The organism is Fundicoccus culcitae (assembly GCF_024661895.1).
Lineage (GTDB): Bacteria > Bacillota > Bacilli > Lactobacillales > Aerococcaceae > Fundicoccus_A > Fundicoccus_A culcitae.
The window spans coordinates 2,648,478-2,667,766 of record NZ_CP102453.1 but is presented as its reverse complement, the minus strand read 5'-3'; the positions used below and the strand labels follow the sequence as shown (position 1 = coordinate 2,667,766).

The window sequence follows — 19,289 nt, the reverse complement described above, 5'->3', positions numbered from 1 at the left end:
ACAAAACGATAACTTAATATTATAGTTAATGCATCGATGTTATGCGCTTACAGTTATAGTTGTCAAGAAAGGAGTTTTATTTTTTGGATATCACTCAGTTAAGGTACTTCATTACCGTTGTTGACAGTGATTTCAATTTATCCGTTGCTGCGCAAAAATTGCATATTTCACAACCTGCACTCAGCCGTTTTATTTTGAATTACGAAGATGTTGAAGAAATTGAGTTGTTTAATCGCCAACATGGGCGTTTGAAAAGTTTGACACCGACTGGCGAGTTGCTTTACGTTAAAGGTGTTGATTTAGTTAGACAGCATGATCAAATGATGTCGAGTATTCGTGAGCTGTCTTCGTTTTACGGTGGAACGATTCGAATTGGCATTCCACCCCTGATTTTAAGTTTGCTGTTTTCTGATGTCATGCTCCAATTGTTGACCAAAAACCCAATATTAAATTTGTCATGATTGAGCAAGGCGCCTTCGAGTTAAAAAATCAATTGTTGTTGGGCCAAATCGACTTTGGTATTTTACTGGCACCGAATGGCTTAAATGCGTCGATTTTTAATGAAATGCATTTACATCATGATCAATTGATGGCCTATGTGCATAAAGATCATCCGTTAGCTCAAAAAGAAACGTTGGTTTGGCGTGATTTTCAACATCAAAAAATTATTATGTTCGATGAGACTTTTATGATTCATCACTTACTCAATTCCAAATTTTCTGCCTACAATTGTTACCCAACACAAGTTGTGCATTCAAGTTCTTGGGATTTCTTCATTGAAGCGGTAAAGACGAATAATTTCATCACCATATTGCCGCGACCTGTTTCGGACTTCATTGGAGGCAATACCATTCTTGAGTTACCTATAGAAGATACCATTGATTGGGATGTGGTGTTAACCTACCCTAAAAAGAACCACTATTCCGTTTTAGAAACTTATTTGATCAATAGTTTAAAAGATTATTTCACCGCGGGGCTGGACATCACGCCCATTGATAAGTATTTAGTGACCGTCTAAAGATTAAAAAAACTGCACACATGGGAGATGCCCTTGCGTGCAGTTTTTTGGGTTGGTGGCGACAGCGGTTGTGCTACACCAGCTCATTCGATGGGTGGTACAGGAGTAGGAGAAGCTAGCGTGTGCCACTCAATCAGTTAGGCGTAAGGGGGAAGTTGGTGATTGTCAGTCTATGATGGCCTAGTTATGAAGGAGATTCATGATAATTATTAAGCCAATGTTTAATCGGGTCATTGCTAAGAGAGCTGTGGCCAGATAAGCCTTATTGTAAGTAGGAAGTGAAAGACCGTCAAATTGACACGTAACCTTTTTTTCTCCCAACCGCCTCTCAGCTTGTTTAAAGGCGGATTGGGTGTCCCATCCGCCACTCAGGATTTCCTCTGGCGGTTTGGGGTGCCAATCCGCCTCTCAGGTCGCTCTCTGGCGGTTGGGACTTACCATCCGCCTCTCAGGTCGCTCTCTGGCGGTTGGGAGGTGCATCCGCCACTCAGGCTAAGCGGGACGTGAAGAACCGTCATTTCTCACTTACGAAGAACCGGGTGATTTAAATTACAGTATTGTGGCAGATAAAATATTGCTTATTGTTGGTGGAGCTAGTGTATCACTTCTCCAGCAATTAAATAAAGTGGCAAAGTTAATATACCCCTTTGTTATAAACCAAAGTAAGCCTAAGTTGAAGAACTTATCTTCTTCCACTTGGCGGGTTATCTTTAATTGACAGGTTTATTGTCATGGGGAGAAATCTGAGTGACAATGGGACGGTCCGGCACTTCCCACTGACAATAGGTGGCACAAGAAGTACTGGGAAAATTTAAACTCAATGAAATGCCGGTCTTCATTTTCCGATGTAATCCGGCAAAGCTAAATGCCGGACTTCATGCAGAATCGACGTCCGGCTTTTTAGTAATTCTCTTAGAATTTCACGCGTTGCCGGTCTTCATTTTCCGATGTAATCCGGCAAATCTAAATGCCGGTCTTCATGCAGAATCGACGTCCGGCTTTTCTGTAATTCCCTTTGCAATTCACATTTTGCCGGTCTTCATTTCCCGATGTAATCCGGCATTTGTTAGTTGAGTTATACTTCGATGTACAGACCTAAACTGTTGTTCAATTTTTCTTCTATCCACAAGCTTAATTTATTTAAGGTTGGGTTTAAGATGGCGTTTTTGAGCATGTCGATCAGTGTACAGCCTACAAAGACGACCGCAGAGGCAATCAAACCGTAGGCAATCATGGCCCAGAAGCCTTGCACACGCGAGTTGTCTACGTGGTACCAGATGATGTGGCGCATGAGAGGTTGCTCATGAATGAGGTAAACACCAAACATGGCTTGGGCAGTGATATTTATTAGGTGGTTTGAAAAAGGTTTGCGGTTTTTGAACCATAGCCAAAGGCCGAGCGAGTTGCCGACGGTAAGGATTTTGTTGGAGCCTAGGAAAAAGGTTCCGTAGGCTAGTTTGTCGGGCAGGACGATGCCGATGGCGTTGAAATACAGGATGCTGACGACAGTAAGGGTCATCGACAGCCAAAATAGGCGTTTGGCAAAGGTCGGGCTGTTTAGAATGACGTTGGGATATAGTTTGATGTAGGCGACTAATAGATATAAATAGACGAACCAGGACAGGTCGGAATAGCCGATGCCGGTGAGTTCTAGGCTGGGGACAAAGACCCAGATGACGGTTAGCAAAATTAGGGTGTAGCGTAAGGTTAGTTCGCTAACGCGTCGAATGAAATAATTTAATACGGGCGTGAGCATTAATAATAAAATGTAGTTGGTGGGAAACCAATAATAGTTGGGAAACGGCACGAGCATTTGATAAATGCGCTCAGCGGTTAAAATGTTGGGGCGAAACAGCAGGATAACGACGAACAAGCCCCAGTTGTAGACGAGCATATCGATCAAAACGCCGACCGGGCGGCGCCATTTAAAGGATTTGCCGACCAGAAAATAAGCCCCAATCATGACGAAAATATTCACACCTAGTTTACCGCCGATGTATAAAATGTCCAGGGCAATCTTTTCATAGGAAAAGACGTCACGGGTATCAAAGTTGCCGTGGACGGAAAAATGGTGGACGACGATTAAAAACATACTAATAATACGTAAAAGTTCAAAATTTGAATTGCGTTCATCTCTTTTTGTCAAAATAACATCTCCTTGAAACGCAGGTTGACTGGGTTTTACAATAACAATCCGGGCTGTGCATTGGTCATCAATGAAGCGAATTGTTTCTTTTCAAATAAATATTCTGCGGCTGCGCCAATCATAGCGGCGTTGTCCCCGCAAAGATTCAATGGGGGAATAACCACTTCAACATCCGGATGGTGGGTGGCTATTTGGTCGACCAGTGCTGATCGGATGGCCGAATTGGCTGCTACCCCACCGGCTAAAACAAATTGTTTAACTTCAGGATGTTGCGCTAGCGCTTTGAGGGTCTTGGTCGTTACGATATCGACCACTGCTTGTTGGAAACTAGCGGCTAGGTTTGCTCTGTCAATTGTTTCACCCCGTTGGTTGGCGTTATGGACTAAATTCATTACTGCACTTTTCATGCCACTGAAAGAAAAATCTAAATTATCTTCATGTAGCATCGCCCGTGGAACCGCATAGGTTTCTTCACCGGTTTGGGCTAATTCATCCAAATATTTCCCGGCTGGATAAGGTAAGTCTAATAAGCGGCCGACTTTGTCGTAAGCTTCTCCAACCGCATCATCTTGAGTTTCACCGATGACTTCAAAGTCGCCGTCTTCTTTCATATAAACCAAATCCGTATGACTGCCACTAACAACTAAGGCTAATAGTGGAAATTGGAGGGGTTTCACCAATTGGTTGGCATAAATATGGCCAGCGATATGATTAACTGCAATTAAGGGTTTTTGATAAATCATGGCGAGGGTCTTTGCTGCCGTGACCCCAATTAGCAAAGCGCCAACTAAGCCGGGTCCATAAGTCATGGCAATGGCATCTACTTCGTTAATCGAGTTTAGTTTGGCTTGTGTGACGGCCATCTCAGTTACTTGTGTAATTTGTTCGACATGATGGCGGCTAGCAACTTCGGGCACAACCCCACCAAAACGCATATGACTTTTAACTTGTGAAGCAACGATATTCGACAGAATGGTCTGGCCGTCTTTCACCACCGCAACACTCGTTTCATCACAAGAGGACTCAATCGCTAAAATTAAACTCATCGTGTTTCACCTTCTTTTAAATTCATTTGTAAGATGCAGGCATCTTCTTGGGGGTTGTGATAGTAATTCTTGCGTTGGGCTATTTGCTGGAAGCCGACTTTTTGATATAGCTTTATGGCTGCTGTGTTACCGGCACGTACCTCTAGAAATAAATGCAACAGCCCCCTCGCCTGTAATTGCGCTATCACAAATTGTAATAAGGCTTCACCCAAACCTTGGCGGCGCCAGCTTGCATCAATATACACGATAGTGATTGATGCTTCATCCAACACATGTTGCAAACTAACATAGCCGACGGCTTTCTTTTGGTCGAACATGACATAATATTCGTTGTTTGGATTTTCAAAATCACTGCGCGTGGCTTTTTCAGACCAATTGAAGTCTGAGTTGGCTTTGATGATCATTTCCTGTGCCGCTTCTGGCAGTTGATACCCTTTAAACGGCACCACCTGCAACTGCTTTTCCTTTTTTTCTTCGTTCAATAAATATCTTCCTTTATATAATAGATGTTCTGCTTGCGTGTGGTGGGTGAGATGTTGGCTGGTCGAAGGCTGGGGCGTCGAAGGCCGGTGTTTCAGTAATTCTCGTCATATTTTCCCACTTATAAATGAGGTATTCCTACTTCAATTCAACCACTCTTGACAAGCGCGAGACAAATTTTCTCGAAGTTGTCGCGCGCTATCGCTTCTTATCCGCAGGCCTTCCCAATTTCCCGAAGGCACGCGCCACTTACCCGCAGGCCTTCCCAATTTCCCGAAGGCACGCGCTTCTTATCCGAGTGCCTTCCCAATTTTCCGAAGGCACGCGCCACCTACCCGCAGGCCTTCCCAATTTCCTGAAGGCACGCGCCGCTTACCCGCGGGCCTTCCCAATTTCCCGAAGGCACGCGCCACTTACAATACCAGCACCAAGCACCGGCACCACCCTACTCCCCAACCTCACGGCGCATATTCAGCGCCGTTTCGTTGTTACTCCGATAATAATTAGCCTTGGATGAGGTCACCACAAAGCCTTGCTTTTTGTACAAATGCTGGGCGACATGATTGGATTCGCGGACTTCCAAGGTAATGGTCTTAATGTCCAAAACATCCATCCCCTTAATCCACACATCTAATAAATAACTCCCTAAACCAAAATCCTGGTAGTCGGGGTGGATAATCAAATGACTAATATGCGAACCCGTTTGACGTGCTCGCCCGGTTACCATCCCAATGAGGGTCGGAGCGAATTTATCCGTTTGATCTTCCAATAAAATATAGACTGCGTAAGGATTAGTTTCCAAATCATTAAAAAAGTCCTCCTCAGCCCAAGCTTGATAACCACTATAGCCTTTAAGCTCTAAGTTAAAAATTTGCTCCACATCATGCTTGCTACCTAAACGTAAGCGAATAGTGCGATGTTGTTGTTTAATATGCTGCTTAAAGGAATCTTTCAAAGAAAAAGTTACATTATCCGTCATATGAACCACCGCTTCATTCTCTTCAAGCTTTAATGGCTGATGACTATCGATAAAAGGTTTCAATTTCTGCATCATAATATGCTCCACCTCCTGTCCATTCAGGGTATACTTCAACCAATTCGCAATAGGTTCAAACCATGCATGCTTACGAATAGTGTTCAATATAGTTTTCATTATCTACCTCATCGACTTGATGGGTTTGTGCCCATTCTCTTTCCGCCAAAGTCGTTTGCGCATAATTTGGCACCAACAAATTCGGGTCAGCCACCTCCACTTGCTCCACATGATAGACCCGTGCTGTTTGTGGCACCGCCTGATGCGAATCTAGCCACTGCACCTCAATCCCCTTGCCTTCAAAACGCATCCGCGCCATTTCAGCAAAAAGCTCGATTTTATCACCAACCAAGAGCAAACGTTGCACGTCCAATTCAGCTAACTGCTCCAAAAACGCCTGCCACTCAATTTGCTGGTCAGCCATCACCGCTTGAACCCGCCACTGGTCGCCTTCCCCTTTTACATATTCATAGGCAGCCGTATAAGCCGTTTGTCGCCGGGCATCAATCACCGGAATAATCAACGCCCCAGCCTCTTGTGCCACACCCGCCGCCATCAAACTCAAAGAAGATACTTGCTTTAACGGTACCTTCAAACTGGTGGCCCACATTTTAGCCATCGTGACGCCAATGCGAATCCCCGTATACGAACCTGGCCCAACGCCCACAATCACCTGGTCAATATCCTGTGCCGTCCATCCCAAATAATTCAAACAATCATTGACCACCTGCACCAGCGTCTCCCCGTGCTGCCGCTTCGACTGCAGCATGACCGTACTCACCACGCGCGCCTCCTCAAAAAGACTCACACTCAAATAACTCGTGGCCGTATCGACCGCTAACGTTCTCATTCTAAAATCCTTCTCTCTTTAAATAAATATCTCTGCTTAAGCGCATTTAAGTTTTTCATGTCACTAAATATGCTAAAATGGTAATCAAGGCGATATTTAGTTCAATAATGAGTTTTTCTATCGTATAGTATCATAGCACAAAATAGCTTTTTTTCGTTATTAAATAATCTCGAGGAGGAATGAGGATGCACGAAGCAATGATTCAATCATTAACCACTCAATTTGAAAAACGATTTAACCGCAAGAAAGGTCACATCATGTTTACCCCCGGCCGAATAAATATCCTGGGTCACCACAGTGACTACGTGCCAGGTCATTTATTAGCGACTACTATCAATCGCGGTGCTTACGTTATGTGCCATTTGCGGGATGATCAAGAAGTGCATTTCTATTGTTCCAAATCTCACACCAACAAAGAAGCGACCTTCACAATTGACGATACCGAAATTTCAGCCGAGGCCAGTTGGACAGATTACCTAAAGGTGATTATCCAATCTTTAAATCAGCTGTCGGACTTTATTCATCAAGGGATGGATATCCTTTTAGATTGGAACCTCCCTTTTGGAGCTGGTTTAGCTACTGAGTCGGCCATCATTTCAATACTGACCATGTCGTTAGCTTATACTTACGACATTGACCTGACTGACGATGAAATCGGCCAAGTGGCCTATAATGCCGAGCAGACCCTCACACGTGAGGCAACCGCCAAAGGGAAGAAAGCCGATTATGCCACCCATTTGAAAGCCCATAAAGATTATACCTTGTATTACTCCGCAATAACGGAAGAAACGGAACTTATACCGGTCTTTAAACGCAATGGCTATTCCATCTTATTAATCGATACCTTAAGAAATCGTCAATTTAATCAAATGAGATATCAACGGCGCATCAAAGAATGTGAAACAGCCTTAACTAAATTTAAGGAAAAATTACCGATTCAGCAATTAACCGATTTAAGTTTATCAGAATTTGAACGTTACCGTCATTTAATCAATAATCCTCGCTTAGAAAACCGAGCTAAATACGTTGTTTATGAACATGATCGGGTATCTCGTGCTAAGGAAGCATTAAGAAATAAAAACGTGGAGCTCTTCAATGCCTTAATCAATCGCTCATACGAGAGTCTGCGAGATTTATTTGAATTAACGGGTTATGAATTAGATACAATTGTTGAAGCGGCCAACTATCTCCCTGGTGTATTGTCGGTCAATGCGACGGATGGGCGGATGGGGGGATCTGCCTTCGCCATCGTTGAAACAGCTGCTATCGATGCGATAAAAAAGGAGCTCACCAAGATTAGCCAAGAAGAAATTGGCTTAGCACCTGAATTTGAAACGACATGGTTTGGCGATCGTAGTCGTATTTTAATGTAGAATAAGGAGATATTTATTTGAAGGCAAAGGTTATTAGTTATGGATTGTTACTGGTGGTAACGGTGATTGCGTATTTAATCGGCAATCAATTTCCGTTGATTGGGCATTCGTTTGCCGCCATCGTACTTGGCATGATCGTTGCCAACACAGGCTTGAACCGTTTGTACGATGCCCGGCAGATGAAAAAAGTTAGTTCATTGATGTTGAAGGTGGGTGTGGTTTTACTCGGCTTCACCTTATCCTTTGACTTGTTGAGCACAACGGCTTTGAGGGCTGTACCCATTATTTTGTCGGTGATTACGGGCGCTTTCGTGACGGCTTTTGTTGTCGGCAAAAAGTTAGGCGTTTCGGTCAAGAGCCGCTGGCTCATCGGCGCTGGTACCGCCATTTGTGGGGGATCTGCTATTGCTGCTGTTGCTCCCATTATCGAGGCTGACGAGGACGATTTGACCTATGCCATTTCGACGATATTTATTTATAATTTGTTAGCATTGGTGCTCTTCCCAATCTTGGCACGGGTGTTTGGCTTAAGCGACATTGCCTACGGGGTGTTTGCCGGCACCGCCATCAACGACACCTCGTCCGTTGTCGCAGCTGGTTACCAATTTTCACCTTTAGCTGGCGATACCGCCACCTTAGTGAAAATGGTGCGGACGCTGATGATTGTCCCTACGTCCTTAGTGGCTATTTACTGGCGCTGGCAACAAGAAGGCAAGGCTCAAAAGGCATCCTATTCGCTCGCTAAAATATTCCCAACATTTATATTGTTTTTTATCATCGCTATAGTCATTGCTAATGTGTTTGCGCTACCGAGCACCTTCACGGATTCGGTGAAACAACTCAGCCGATTGGCACTTACCTTCGCCCTGGCAGCTGTCGGCATGAGCGTGTCATTTTCAGAATTGAAGAAAGCTGGCTTAAAAACCATCCAACTCGGTGGTGTCACCTGGTCGGTCGTGATTGTGATTAGTTTGGTGATGACACAGTGGTTGTTTGGCTGAGCGAGTGGCGCGGAAGTGACGAACTGTTAGCTTAAGATTACTTGCTAAATGATGCTTTAAGCTATTCTGTCCTTTTTTTATTCATTTTTGGACAGAATAACGCTATTCTGTCCTTTTTTCTACTCATTTTGGACAGAATAATCTAACCTGTCTATTTTTACTCATTTGTGTTTAATGTCATTGGGAAACCCTGAGTGGCAATAACCGACTATTTGAAATCTAAATAGCCATGACTCCTTCTTCTAACCGCCAGTGACCAATCTGAGCGGCGGAAGGAAGCTCTAAAGCAAAAACCTGCCGAATGGGCAGGTTTTTTAGCAGAGATATTTAGTTTAGGACCAAGGGAGGTCGGTGGTGATGTTGGCGTTGAACTCCTGGTTTTCCACGCGGGCGTCTAGGCGGGCTTGACGGCGCTTTTGGTAACCACTGCAAACGTATTTCTCCTCATCGGTTTCAGGAACGATTTGCGGTAACGGGGTCGGTGCGTCACCTTCAGGCGAAGGCGTCGTTACAAAGGTCAAGAAGGCGGTGGCGGCTAAATAGCGATCACCGGTTTCTAGGTCCTCGCCCACAACCTTGGCAAAAATTTCAACCGAACGGGTCGAGGTGCCGGAAACCATGGTATGGATACAAACCGAATGGCTCAGCGGCAACGGTCTTAAAAAATTCACGGAATCAACAGAAGCCGTCACCCCTGTTTGGCGCGCTAAGCGGCGAAAAGAAATACTCGCGCAGTTGTCCAACCAATTTAACAATTGACCCCCGTAAAGCGTTTGGTGGTAATTGATGTGCGATGGCAAAATATTATGGGTCTGTACCGCGTAGGTATCATGACAGGTTGTCTGAGATGGCATAAAAAACTCCTTTTTTACTTTTTCCTTCTATTATATACACAAATTTTCAGCTACTTAGTATGCCCGTGCCAACCAAACGGTTGCCGTCGCAGGTTTACCCGTAACAATACAGGTCGTTTTAGCTTCAACCGTGCCTTCGAAAGGAATATTGCGTGTGGTAAAGCCAGTTAGTTCTTTAATTTTCGCTTCAGATTCTTCCGTGCCGTCCCAACCCGCTAAAACCCAACCAGGATTTTCACCAGCAGCTTGTTTGGCTTCGATGTGGGCTTGCAGGTCATCCAAAGTCTCAATATCCGTATAAATTTGCGCTTGATTCATTTTGCGCGCGCGCTCAAGCAACCGGCTTTGCATCACTTGCATTTCATTTTGAATATAGTCCGTAATTTCCGCAAACGGAACCGCCACTTTATCATCCAAATCTCGAGCTTTCACCATCACTTGCTCATTCTTCAAATCACGCGGCCCCACTTCAATTCTAAATGGCACCCCTCGCAATTCCCACTCGTTAAATTTATAACCCGGCGAATTTTCACTGTCATCAATTGTCGCGCGAATATCCAACCCTTTCAATTCATTATAAATTTCGGTTATTTTCTCCATAATCGCTGGATTTTTTTGCCAAGGTCCCACAGGAATTAAAACCACTTGCGTCGCTGCCACTCTTGGAGGCAAGACCAAACCTTGATCGTCTCCATGCGTCATAATCATAGCACCAATCAAACGCGTTGAAGCTCCAAATGAAGTCGTGTAGGCATAAACATGCTCATTATCAGGATTTAAATAGCGAATATCAAAAGCTTCCGCAAACTTGGTTCCCATAAAGTGCGACGTCCCCGCTTGCACCGCTTTGCCGTCTTGCATCATGGCTTCAATCGAATACGTCCGTTCCGCTCCAGCAAAGCGTTCAGATGGCGTCTTTTCCCCAGAGAAAACCGGAATAGCTAACAAATCTTCAACCACTTCTTTATAAATTTGCAAACTACGCATCGTCCGCTTCACCGCTTCTTCAGCTGTCGCATGCGCGGTATGCCCTTCTTGCCATAAAAACTCAGACGTTCTTAAAAATGGCAACGTCCGTTTTTCCCAACGAAACACGTTCGCCCATTGGTTAATTTCCATCGGCAAATCACGGTATGATTGCACCCAACGGCTCATCGCATCCCCAATCATCGTTTCAGATGTAGGACGCAAGGCCAAACGCTCTTCTAATTTTTCTCCAGCCGCCTCCGTGACCCATGGCAACTCAGGACTAAAACCTTCAATATGATCTTTTTCCTTATTGAAAAATGACTCTGGAATCAACATCGGAAAATACGCATTGCGAATCCCTTCCTCTTTAAAACGACGATTAAACTCCTCTTGAATATGCTCCCAAATCTCAAACCCATCTGGTTTGAAAATAATACACCCTCTAACCGGCGCATAATCCATCAAATCCGCTTGTTGAATTGTCTGCAAATACCATTTTGAAAAATCCTCTTTACGTGTAACCACCGTTTTCTCCTCCTATTTTTCCCAAAAAAATAACGCCTGTTTGTCCTCAAAAGGACGAAGAACAGCCGTTTCTCTCCGCGGTACCACCTTACTTGCCGGTCATCTGGACCAGCCCACTCACGGTCGATAACGAGGCCAACCCCAATTCAAAACCTTCAACTAAATATCTCCGGTTCTCCATAGGTAGGTTCGATTGATTCAGCGGTTAGTTGCTTCCAGCCAAGGCAACTTTCTCTATCAACATACAATCCCATCTACTATTCCTATCGCTACCCTCAATTATAGCAGAAATCCTCAAGGGTTCAATCTAAAAGTTTTCAGAAGCTATCGATTGATGATAAAACCTCAAGAAATGGGTTGTCGCCCGCCAAATGAACTGCCGTTTGGCGGGGGAATCGGGGTCGCCCGCCAAATGAATCGCCGTTTGGCGGCCACTTTGGATTAGCCCGCCAAATGAATCGCCGTTTGGCGGTGACTTTAGCTTTGCCCGCCAAATGAGTCGCCGTTTGTCGGCCACTTTGGATGTGCCCGCCAAATGAATCGCCGTTTGGCGGCGAAGTCGGGTACGAGCTTCGCCAGCAAATTAAATGGGTGGCGAGCGACAGTGTGGGCTTCGCCACCCACACCCCCCACACCAAACTTTCTTTTTCCTGCCAAATAAGGTATAATAAACATAGTAAGCGGTTGCAAACACGTATAAAGGAGTGAAGGACATGTTTGGTAACTATAAAAATATCTTAGTCCCTGTCGATGGATCCCCTCAGTCACGTAATTCCTTCAAGAAAGCACTCGAAATTGCCAAACGCAACCAAGCGCGCATCCATATCGTTTTCGTCATAGACAATCGTAGTATCAATTTATCACCTGAGTTAACCCGTTTATCAACCTCTGATTTTGCTGCATCTTTTGATACGTCTTTTGTAGACCGACTCGTCGAAGAAGCCCAAGCGCAAGGGTTAGAAGCCTTGTCCACAGTCGAAAGTGGTAGTCCAGCGGATTTAATTGGAAATATTTATCCGAAGTCCTTTAAATCCGACCTGATAGTCATTGCCGCAACCGGTAAAGGGGCCATGACGCGCGCCTTTGTTGGATCCGTTTCAAACTTCGTTTCAATTCATGCACCGTGTGACGTTTTAATTGTAAAAAGTTCCTAACAGTTAAAAACACCTTAGACAAGCTTTCAAAAAGCGGTCTAAGGTGTTTTTGCAGTGATATTTATTTTAACGCTCTACAATGGCCGTTCCATCGGCATTGAGCTCATACTTGGTCAACAAGCCAAACTCGGACAGCGGCCAGTGAATGAAGTCCGCCTCACCCCGCACATCTTCAAGGTTAATGAAACCAAAACTACGACCGTCCGTTGAGTTGCGACGGTTATCCCCCATCACAAAAATTTGGCCTTCAGGCACTTGGGTCACGCCCGTGCGTTCTTCCAAAGTCATATCATAAGTGAAATTGCCCTCAACTTGCGCTTGCATCTCTGCCAAGTAAGGTTCCTCCAGTGGTTGACCATTTAAAATCAGCATATCATCACGGAATTCAATGGTGTCGCCCGGCATCCCAATCACACGTTTCACATACAATTTCTCAGGTGCATTCGGTGGCGGAACCACAACCACATCAAACCGTTCAATATCCGCTAACTTGAGCATGACCAGTCGCTCGCCGTCTTGCAAGGTATTGTCCATCGAGCGCCCGTCCACTTGAAAGGGCTCAACCACGTACAACCGCAACAACCATACCAGCACAAAAACAACGACAAATGTGACAATCGTTGAAATGATTTCCCGCATAACGCTTGAAAAATTCGACATTTATCTTCCTCTAATCTATTAAAATTAACTAATATTATTGTAACCAAATGCCCAGGCCTTTACAAGTTCAATCGCATAGGACAACCTTTTTTTAAACATTCCAACTAAATATCACTGCTTCACGCCATGGCTTCATTAACTATTATCTTTCGCTACGTCAATCGCAATCACAACCGCCATGACAATCACCGGATCCACATAGTAGTCCTCGTCATCGTAGATATTTATTTCAAAAGCATCAGACCAAGACCAGACTTTCTTATTAATACTAGCAATCAAATAGCCTTCATCGTCAAGTATTTGGTAATCATAACCCCAAACATCCCCTTCGATTTTCCAACCTAACTGCTTGATGTCATACTGCGGTTTAAATAAAGAAAACTTTTTCGTGACGCTGCCTTCCAGCTGGCCATTTCTAAAAATATCCAAGGTTTGTAGCCAGGCTAAGGTTTTTTGTTTAATAAAAGCAAGTTCTGAGTGTGTTTTCGCATCATAAATAGTCATTTGACGACCAAAGGAGAACATTTTTCCTTCCACATGATAAACAGGCTGGCCATCTTCATCAAATACATCGAAATCTTGTTTAAAAGAAAACATCTTTTGTTCCATGTACAATTGCATGTCATCAACTCCTTTATTTTGCTAACTCAATTATACTCCATCTGCATTTGAATCCAAAATAAGACATGCTATACTTGTAATAGTTGGTATTTTATTTTATTTTACAAGGAGGCTTTTCATGTCAATCCATCCATCCGTTGAAGTCCTTACTTTTTGGTTTGCACCAGAACACAAGGAACTACAATTCGCCCGCAACGATGCGTTTGATGCCCAAATCCGTGACAAATTTTATGACACGTGGGTCGCTGCCAAACAAGGTGAACTCGCCAACTGGCGCACCACCATCCAAGGTCGCTTAGCTGAAATAATCGTCCTCGATCAATTCTCACGCAACCTAAACCGTAACTCTGCTTTAGCCTACGCTCAAGATACGCTAGCATTAGTCCTTAGCCAAGAATTGTTGCGCCAACCCGACTACCACCTGCTTTCCCAAGCCGAGCAACAATTTGCCCTATTACCTTTTATGCATTCCGAATCCGCCGTCATCCATGCCGAAGGTTTACCACTCTTTGAAGAACTCGGCAATGATGTCACCACCGAATTCGCCATCGCTCACAAAGCTATCATCGACCGCTTCGGCCGCTACCCCCACCGCAACGCCACCCTAGGCCGCACATCGACGCCTGAAGAAGAAGCTTTTCTAGCCGAGGATGACAGTAGTTCGAAGTGGTAGGGGTGTGGTGGGGACTCGCCTATCCGCCTGAGAGAAAGCTGTGTGGCGGTTGGGACTGCCTATCCGCCTGAGAGAAAGCTGTGTGGCGGATGGGGCTGCCTATCCGCCTGAGAGAAAGCTGTGTGGCGGTTGGGAACGACAATCCGCTTGAGAGCGGACTTACCTCAGATTTTCCTTCATGACAATAAGCCATCCCATTGTCACTCAGATTTTCCCTCATAACATTAAACCGCCCCATTGTCACTCAGATTTTCCCTCATAACATTAAACCGCCCCATTGTCACTCAGATTTTCCCTCATAACATTAAACCGCCCCATTGTCACTCAGATTTTCCCTCATAACATTAAACCGCCCCATTGTCACTCAGATTTTCCCTCATGACATTAAACCGCCCCATTGGTAAGCGGGAAGTGAGCGAACGTTAAATAAAAGCTAATCGGTCACCAAATACCTGATTTCATGACCGAATAAAGCTAATCGGTCATCAAATACCTAATTTCATGACCGAATAGCCTAATTTGTAGTTTATTTAATGATCACACATTTCTCGCTTAGTTTCACGCTCACAACAACTGCTCCAATATGTGTGCGCCAACGAAAGTGAGAAATGACGGTTCTTCACTTCCCACTTACCCCCATTGTCACTCAGATTTTCTCCCCATGACAATAAACACACACGAGCAGAAAAATTGGACAGAATGCAGTTATTCTGTCCAAAATGAGTATAAAATAGGCCACTATAGCTTAAATCACCCTATAGCAAGCTATCTTAAGCTGACAGTCGCTCACATCCTACTTCGATTCGGTTATTCACACCGCCGAATTCCCCCTTATTTCGGTGGCTTATTCAATCACACCGCCGAATCAGCGATACGAATCAGCGATATTTATTCACTTGAAGAATGGACGCCGGATAGGCGTTTCACTAAATACACAATGCCCGTCGTAACAACAGCACCGGCTAGAATCATGAGCCAGGTAATCCCTCTAAGTGGCACGGTCCCAAGTACCGAATTCATAAACGGTAGGTAAACCGCAAGCAGTTGCAAACCAACTGAAACCAGCACCATAATCACTAGCCATTTATTGTCAAACAAAGACTTATCCAAACCGAACTTTCCAAATTTACGCACATTCAAAACGTGGAACAACTGCGCAACCGCCATAAAAGTAAAGGTCGCTGTCTGAGCATAGGCCAAATCGCCTTGAGAACGCTCAAAAATCAAAAACATAGCAAAAGCGGCTATCCCAATAATAATGCCACTAATAATAATCCGCGTCATAAAATTGCGATTCACCAACCCACTATTGGGATCCCGCGGCTTCTCTTTCATCACATCCTCCTCAGCCGGCTCCATCGCCAACGCCATCGCAGGACCAATATCAATGACCAAATTCAAAAACAGAATGTGCAACGGCTGCAAGGGCATTGGCATCAAGAAAATAATCGACAGCAACACCGTCATAATCTCCACCATATTACAGGAGAACAAGAAAGACACATACTTCTTAATATTAGCAAAAATAATGCGCCCTTCACGTACCGCCTCAACAATCGTCGAAAAACGGTCATCCGTCAGAATCATATCCGCCGACTCTTTAGCCACCTCGGTACCACGAATTCCCATCGCAACACCAATATCCGCCCCATTCAATGCCGGCGCATCATTCACACCGTCCCCCGTCATAGCAACAATCTGATTGTCAGCGCGCAAGACATCAATAATTTGCAACTTATTCTCAGGCGATACCCGCGCAAAAACCGCCGTCTCTTTCACCTTCTCCAAAAAGCCCGCTTCATTTTCATGCAGGGCATCAATTTCCTTACCCGTCATCGTATTTTCAGCATGATTCAAGCCAATCGCTTGTGCAATCACCGACGCCGTCTTCGGATGATCCCCCGTAATCATCAAGACCTTAATCCCCGCAGCTTGCGTTTGCTTAATCGATCCCTTCACATCATCGCGCGGCGGATCAATAATCCCCGCCAAGCCTTCAATCTTAATTGCCTCCGCATACTCATCCACAATGACCTCCAAATCAGCCTCGCCCAATCCTTCATCAACCGCAGTCGCATCTAAACTCGCCACCGCCAAGACCCGCATACCTTCTGCGGCCAACTCCTCATTTTTTGCTTCCCAATATTCACGGTCTTCTTCATGTAAATATCGCTCAAACAACACATCCGGCGCGCCTTTCACAATAACTCGCTGCTTGTCCCCATTGTAATACACCGCCATAAATTTCCGGTCGGAATCAAACGGCAGCTCCTCCTGTAATTCCCAACCATCCTCTTCCAGCTCACCTCGACTCAAGTTAATCTTCTTAGCCAAAACAAGCAAAGCCCCGTCCGTCGGATCACCCATAATTTCAAACGCATCGCCTGCTTCATCCGCATCAACTTTCTTCAACTTCGCATTATTCGCTAAAAACCCATCCAAAATAAATGTCAGCAATTTCTGTTCCAGACTACCCTCTTCATACTCGCCATAGTCTTCATAACTCAAATCAAACACATGGTCGCCCTGCGTAATCTCCCCTTCAGGATAATAACCCTTCCCACTCACGTCAAACTTTTCATCATCCGCCAAAACAATCGCAGACACCATCATCTGATTTTCCGTCAAAGTTCCCGTCTTATCACTAGCAATCACCGACGTCGAACCCAAAGTCTCAACCGCTGACAAAGTCTTAACCAAAGCCTTATGCTCCGCCATCCGATTCATCCCACGCGATAAAGTAATCGTCGACACCGCCGGCATCGCTTCAGGAATCGCAGCCACCGCTAAAATAACCGCAATATGAATAATCTCCGTCCATGCTTGCCCATTAAATAGACCAATAATAACCACTAAAGCCGCCGCAAACACAGCCGCCATAATCAAAAACTTACCCAATTTGTCCAACTCTTTATCCAACGGCGTTTGAGAATCTTCTTCACGATCCAACATTTCAGAAATGCGACCTACCTCAGTATCCATTCCCGTCCCCGTCACAACAGCCTTGGCCGTTCCACGTGTTACCGCCGTCCCCGAATAAATCATATTCAACCGATCCCCAACAGCCTCTTCAGCTTCGTAAGTCACCTCAGGATCTTTTTCCACTGGCTCCGATTCACCCGTCAAAGCCGACTCAATCACTGCCAAATTATTCACTTCAATCAAACGACCATCCGCCGAAATCGCATCGCCTTCTTCCAGCTCCATAATATCGCCCGGAACCAGCTCATTCGAATCAATCTCTTCCGTCTCACCATCACGCAGCACCTTAGTCTGCGTTGTTACCATATCTTGCAAAGAATCGACGGATTTTTGTGCACGCAACTCCACAAAAAACCCCGTGAAAACGGACAAAGCCACCGCAATCAAAACAGCAATCGCCTCAATCCAATCCCCCATCATGACCGACAAAACGGCCGCAGCCCCTAACAAATACACAATGATATTATTCAAATTTTCTAAAAATATTTCCCAAGCCGTCTTCTGCTCAGCCTGTTCCAACTCATTCAGCCCATACTCTTCCAGCCTCCGATCCACTTCAGCCTGCGTCAACCCCGCCTCAACCGACGTGTCCAGCTCCTCAATCACATCATCCAACTTCTTCTGATAAATCAACACCATTAAAACCCCCTAAATAAATATCACTTTTTTACCTCATCAATAAAATTATATCATTTATCAATAACCCGACAAAACAAAACGCATTCCGCCTAAGTTGGAAGTGAGGAACCGTCATTTCTCACTTACGTGGGCGCACACATATTGGAGCTGTTGTTGTGAGCGTGATGGGGAGCGCACACATATTCGGACAGTTGTTGTGTGCGTGAACCTAAGCGGGAAATGTGTGGCTATTAAACAAACTACAAATTAGGCTATTCGGTCATGAAATTAGGTATTTGGCGAATGATTAGCTTTATTTAACTTTAGCTCACTTCCCGCTTACCCATTGTCACTCAGATTTTCTCCCATGACAATGAACCCCGCAAAACACAACCAAAAACAAAAAGAGGAATAAACCTGCTCGATTCACTCCTCTTTTTATTGAATGAAAAAACTTTCTCACAGGTCTCATCCGTTATATTTATTTTACTGCAACAAAAAAGCCCGGGATCAACCGGGCTCACAGACTTACCTAACTAACTATTCTTCTGAATCACTAGCACTAGCACTATCACTACCCATACCTAAATCAGCTTTTAGACGCGATAATTCTTCTTCCACAGAAGCGGTTGATTGGCTCGCATATTTAGCTTCTAATTCTTTAGCCTTATCAATTGGCTCGGTGTTCAAGTCAGTCATTGCATTGGCTTCATCTAACATACGGTTGGCTTTGTCTTCCATACGTTCGAAGCTAGAAATAGCACCTTTTGAATTCGTAATGGATTGAGAGGCGGTGTTAACTTTGCTTTGCGCTTCAGCCACAGAAATTTTACCTTTAATCATTGAACGACGTGCTCTTAACGTTTCAATGTCACTAGCTAATTTGTCATGCATTTGACGCATCTTAACTGCATTTTCATGAGCCGTTGCATAGGTCGTTGCTAAACCAGCCCCCACACTTTCAACCTCTTGTTTTTTAGTTAAGAAGACACGCGCATCGTCTTCGTTACCACTTTGAACAGCTTTTTTAGCTAATTCCGCATATTTTTGAACTTCAGCGTCATTCTTATCCACTTCACGTTTTGCACGTGTTTCTTCTGCCATGACACCAGCAGTACTTTCTTTAACTTCAGCTAAATCATCCATCATTTCGCGCAAATATTGATCAATCATTTTTTCCGGATCTTCCATACGGTCAATCACCGAATTAATATTAGCACTAATGATATCACTAAAACGACCTAAAATTGACATATATTTTTCCTCCTAAAATGTTTCAAATTTTA

The 19,289-nt window shown here is 44.5% G+C and carries 17 protein-coding genes; 6 read left to right on the top strand and 11 right to left on the bottom strand.

What is annotated here, in order from left to right:
- Window positions 1-83 precede the first annotated feature (83 nt).
- Together NRE15_RS12090 and NRE15_RS12085 are read left to right on the top strand one after the other, a co-directional pair.
- Window positions 84-461, top strand: a complete 378-nt coding sequence (locus NRE15_RS12090; protein ID WP_313793137.1) for a LysR family transcriptional regulator — start codon at window positions 84-86, stop codon at window positions 459-461.
- Complete coding sequence (locus NRE15_RS12085; RefSeq protein WP_313793136.1) at window positions 458-1,018, top strand: LysR substrate-binding domain-containing protein; 561 nt, start codon at window positions 458-460, stop codon at window positions 1,016-1,018. The genes NRE15_RS12090 and NRE15_RS12085 overlap by 4 nt, the downstream gene beginning before the upstream one ends.
- A 1,075-nt stretch (window positions 1,019-2,093) precedes the next feature.
- Here the strand turns inward: NRE15_RS12085 and NRE15_RS12080 are convergent.
- The 5 genes from NRE15_RS12080 to tsaB form a co-directional block, all read right to left on the bottom strand.
- Window positions 2,094-3,164, bottom strand: coding sequence for an acyltransferase family protein (locus NRE15_RS12080; RefSeq protein ID WP_313793135.1), 1,071 nt, complete (start codon window positions 3,162-3,164; stop codon window positions 2,094-2,096).
- Between the two features lie 35 nt (window positions 3,165-3,199).
- Window positions 3,200-4,210: a tRNA (adenosine(37)-N6)-threonylcarbamoyltransferase complex transferase subunit TsaD gene (tsaD, locus tag NRE15_RS12075; protein WP_313793134.1), complete on the bottom strand. Its 1,011-nt coding sequence runs from the start codon at window positions 4,208-4,210 to the stop codon at window positions 3,200-3,202.
- Complete coding sequence (gene rimI / locus NRE15_RS12070; RefSeq protein WP_313793133.1) at window positions 4,207-4,692, bottom strand: ribosomal protein S18-alanine N-acetyltransferase; 486 nt, start codon at window positions 4,690-4,692, stop codon at window positions 4,207-4,209. Before rimI (NRE15_RS12070) ends, tsaD begins: the two co-directional genes overlap by 4 nt.
- A 443-nt stretch (window positions 4,693-5,135) precedes the next feature.
- Window positions 5,136-5,843, bottom strand: a complete 708-nt coding sequence (gene rimI, locus NRE15_RS12065) for a ribosomal protein S18-alanine N-acetyltransferase (RefSeq protein ID WP_313793132.1) — start codon at window positions 5,841-5,843, stop codon at window positions 5,136-5,138.
- A complete protein-coding gene (tsaB, locus tag NRE15_RS12060) occupies window positions 5,815-6,573 on the bottom strand; it encodes a tRNA (adenosine(37)-N6)-threonylcarbamoyltransferase complex dimerization subunit type 1 TsaB (protein ID WP_313793131.1) in 759 nt (252 codons plus the stop codon). The genes rimI (NRE15_RS12065) and tsaB overlap by 29 nt, the downstream gene beginning before the upstream one ends.
- A 185-nt stretch (window positions 6,574-6,758) precedes the next feature.
- On the opposite strand from tsaB, the gene NRE15_RS12055 reads away from it, so the two are divergent.
- Window positions 6,759-7,946, top strand: coding sequence for a galactokinase family protein (locus NRE15_RS12055; protein ID WP_313793130.1), 1,188 nt, complete (start codon window positions 6,759-6,761; stop codon window positions 7,944-7,946).
- Between the two features lie 17 nt (window positions 7,947-7,963).
- Window positions 7,964-8,947 (top strand): YeiH family protein, encoded by a 984-nt coding sequence (locus NRE15_RS12050; protein WP_313793129.1) that lies wholly within the window; start codon window positions 7,964-7,966, stop codon window positions 8,945-8,947.
- A gap of 332 nt (window positions 8,948-9,279) precedes the next feature.
- On the opposite strand, the gene NRE15_RS12045 is transcribed toward NRE15_RS12050, so the two are convergent.
- Complete coding sequence (locus tag NRE15_RS12045) at window positions 9,280-9,801, bottom strand: acyl-CoA thioesterase (protein WP_313793128.1); 522 nt, start codon at window positions 9,799-9,801, stop codon at window positions 9,280-9,282.
- 54 nt (window positions 9,802-9,855) lie between these two features.
- Window positions 9,856-11,295: a proline--tRNA ligase gene (proS, locus tag NRE15_RS12040; RefSeq protein WP_313793127.1), complete on the bottom strand. Its 1,440-nt coding sequence runs from the start codon at window positions 11,293-11,295 to the stop codon at window positions 9,856-9,858.
- 713 nt (window positions 11,296-12,008) lie between these two features.
- Here proS and NRE15_RS12035 point away from each other — a divergent pair.
- Window positions 12,009-12,449 (top strand): universal stress protein, encoded by a 441-nt coding sequence (locus NRE15_RS12035; protein ID WP_313793126.1) that lies wholly within the window; start codon window positions 12,009-12,011, stop codon window positions 12,447-12,449.
- A gap of 66 nt (window positions 12,450-12,515) precedes the next feature.
- On the opposite strand, the gene lepB is transcribed toward NRE15_RS12035, so the two are convergent.
- Together lepB and NRE15_RS12025 are read right to left on the bottom strand one after the other, a co-directional pair.
- Window positions 12,516-13,109 (bottom strand): signal peptidase I, encoded by a 594-nt coding sequence (gene lepB, locus NRE15_RS12030; RefSeq protein ID WP_313793125.1) that lies wholly within the window; start codon window positions 13,107-13,109, stop codon window positions 12,516-12,518.
- Window positions 13,110-13,244: 135 nt separating this feature from the next.
- A complete protein-coding gene (locus NRE15_RS12025; protein WP_313793124.1) occupies window positions 13,245-13,730 on the bottom strand; it encodes an LURP-one-related/scramblase family protein in 486 nt (161 codons plus the stop codon).
- A gap of 118 nt (window positions 13,731-13,848) precedes the next feature.
- Between NRE15_RS12025 and NRE15_RS12020 the strand changes: the two genes are divergently transcribed.
- On the top strand, window positions 13,849-14,403 hold the full coding sequence (locus NRE15_RS12020) for a DUF924 family protein (RefSeq protein ID WP_313793123.1): 555 nt from the start codon (window positions 13,849-13,851) through the stop codon (window positions 14,401-14,403).
- 888 nt (window positions 14,404-15,291) lie between these two features.
- On the opposite strand, the gene NRE15_RS12015 is transcribed toward NRE15_RS12020, so the two are convergent.
- Together NRE15_RS12015 and NRE15_RS12010 are read right to left on the bottom strand one after the other, a co-directional pair.
- Window positions 15,292-18,024, bottom strand: coding sequence for a cation-translocating P-type ATPase (locus NRE15_RS12015; protein WP_313793122.1), 2,733 nt, complete (start codon window positions 18,022-18,024; stop codon window positions 15,292-15,294).
- 519 nt (window positions 18,025-18,543) lie between these two features.
- Complete coding sequence (locus tag NRE15_RS12010; RefSeq protein ID WP_313793121.1) at window positions 18,544-19,257, bottom strand: PspA/IM30 family protein; 714 nt, start codon at window positions 19,255-19,257, stop codon at window positions 18,544-18,546.
- Between the last annotated feature and the right edge of the window lie 32 nt (window positions 19,258-19,289).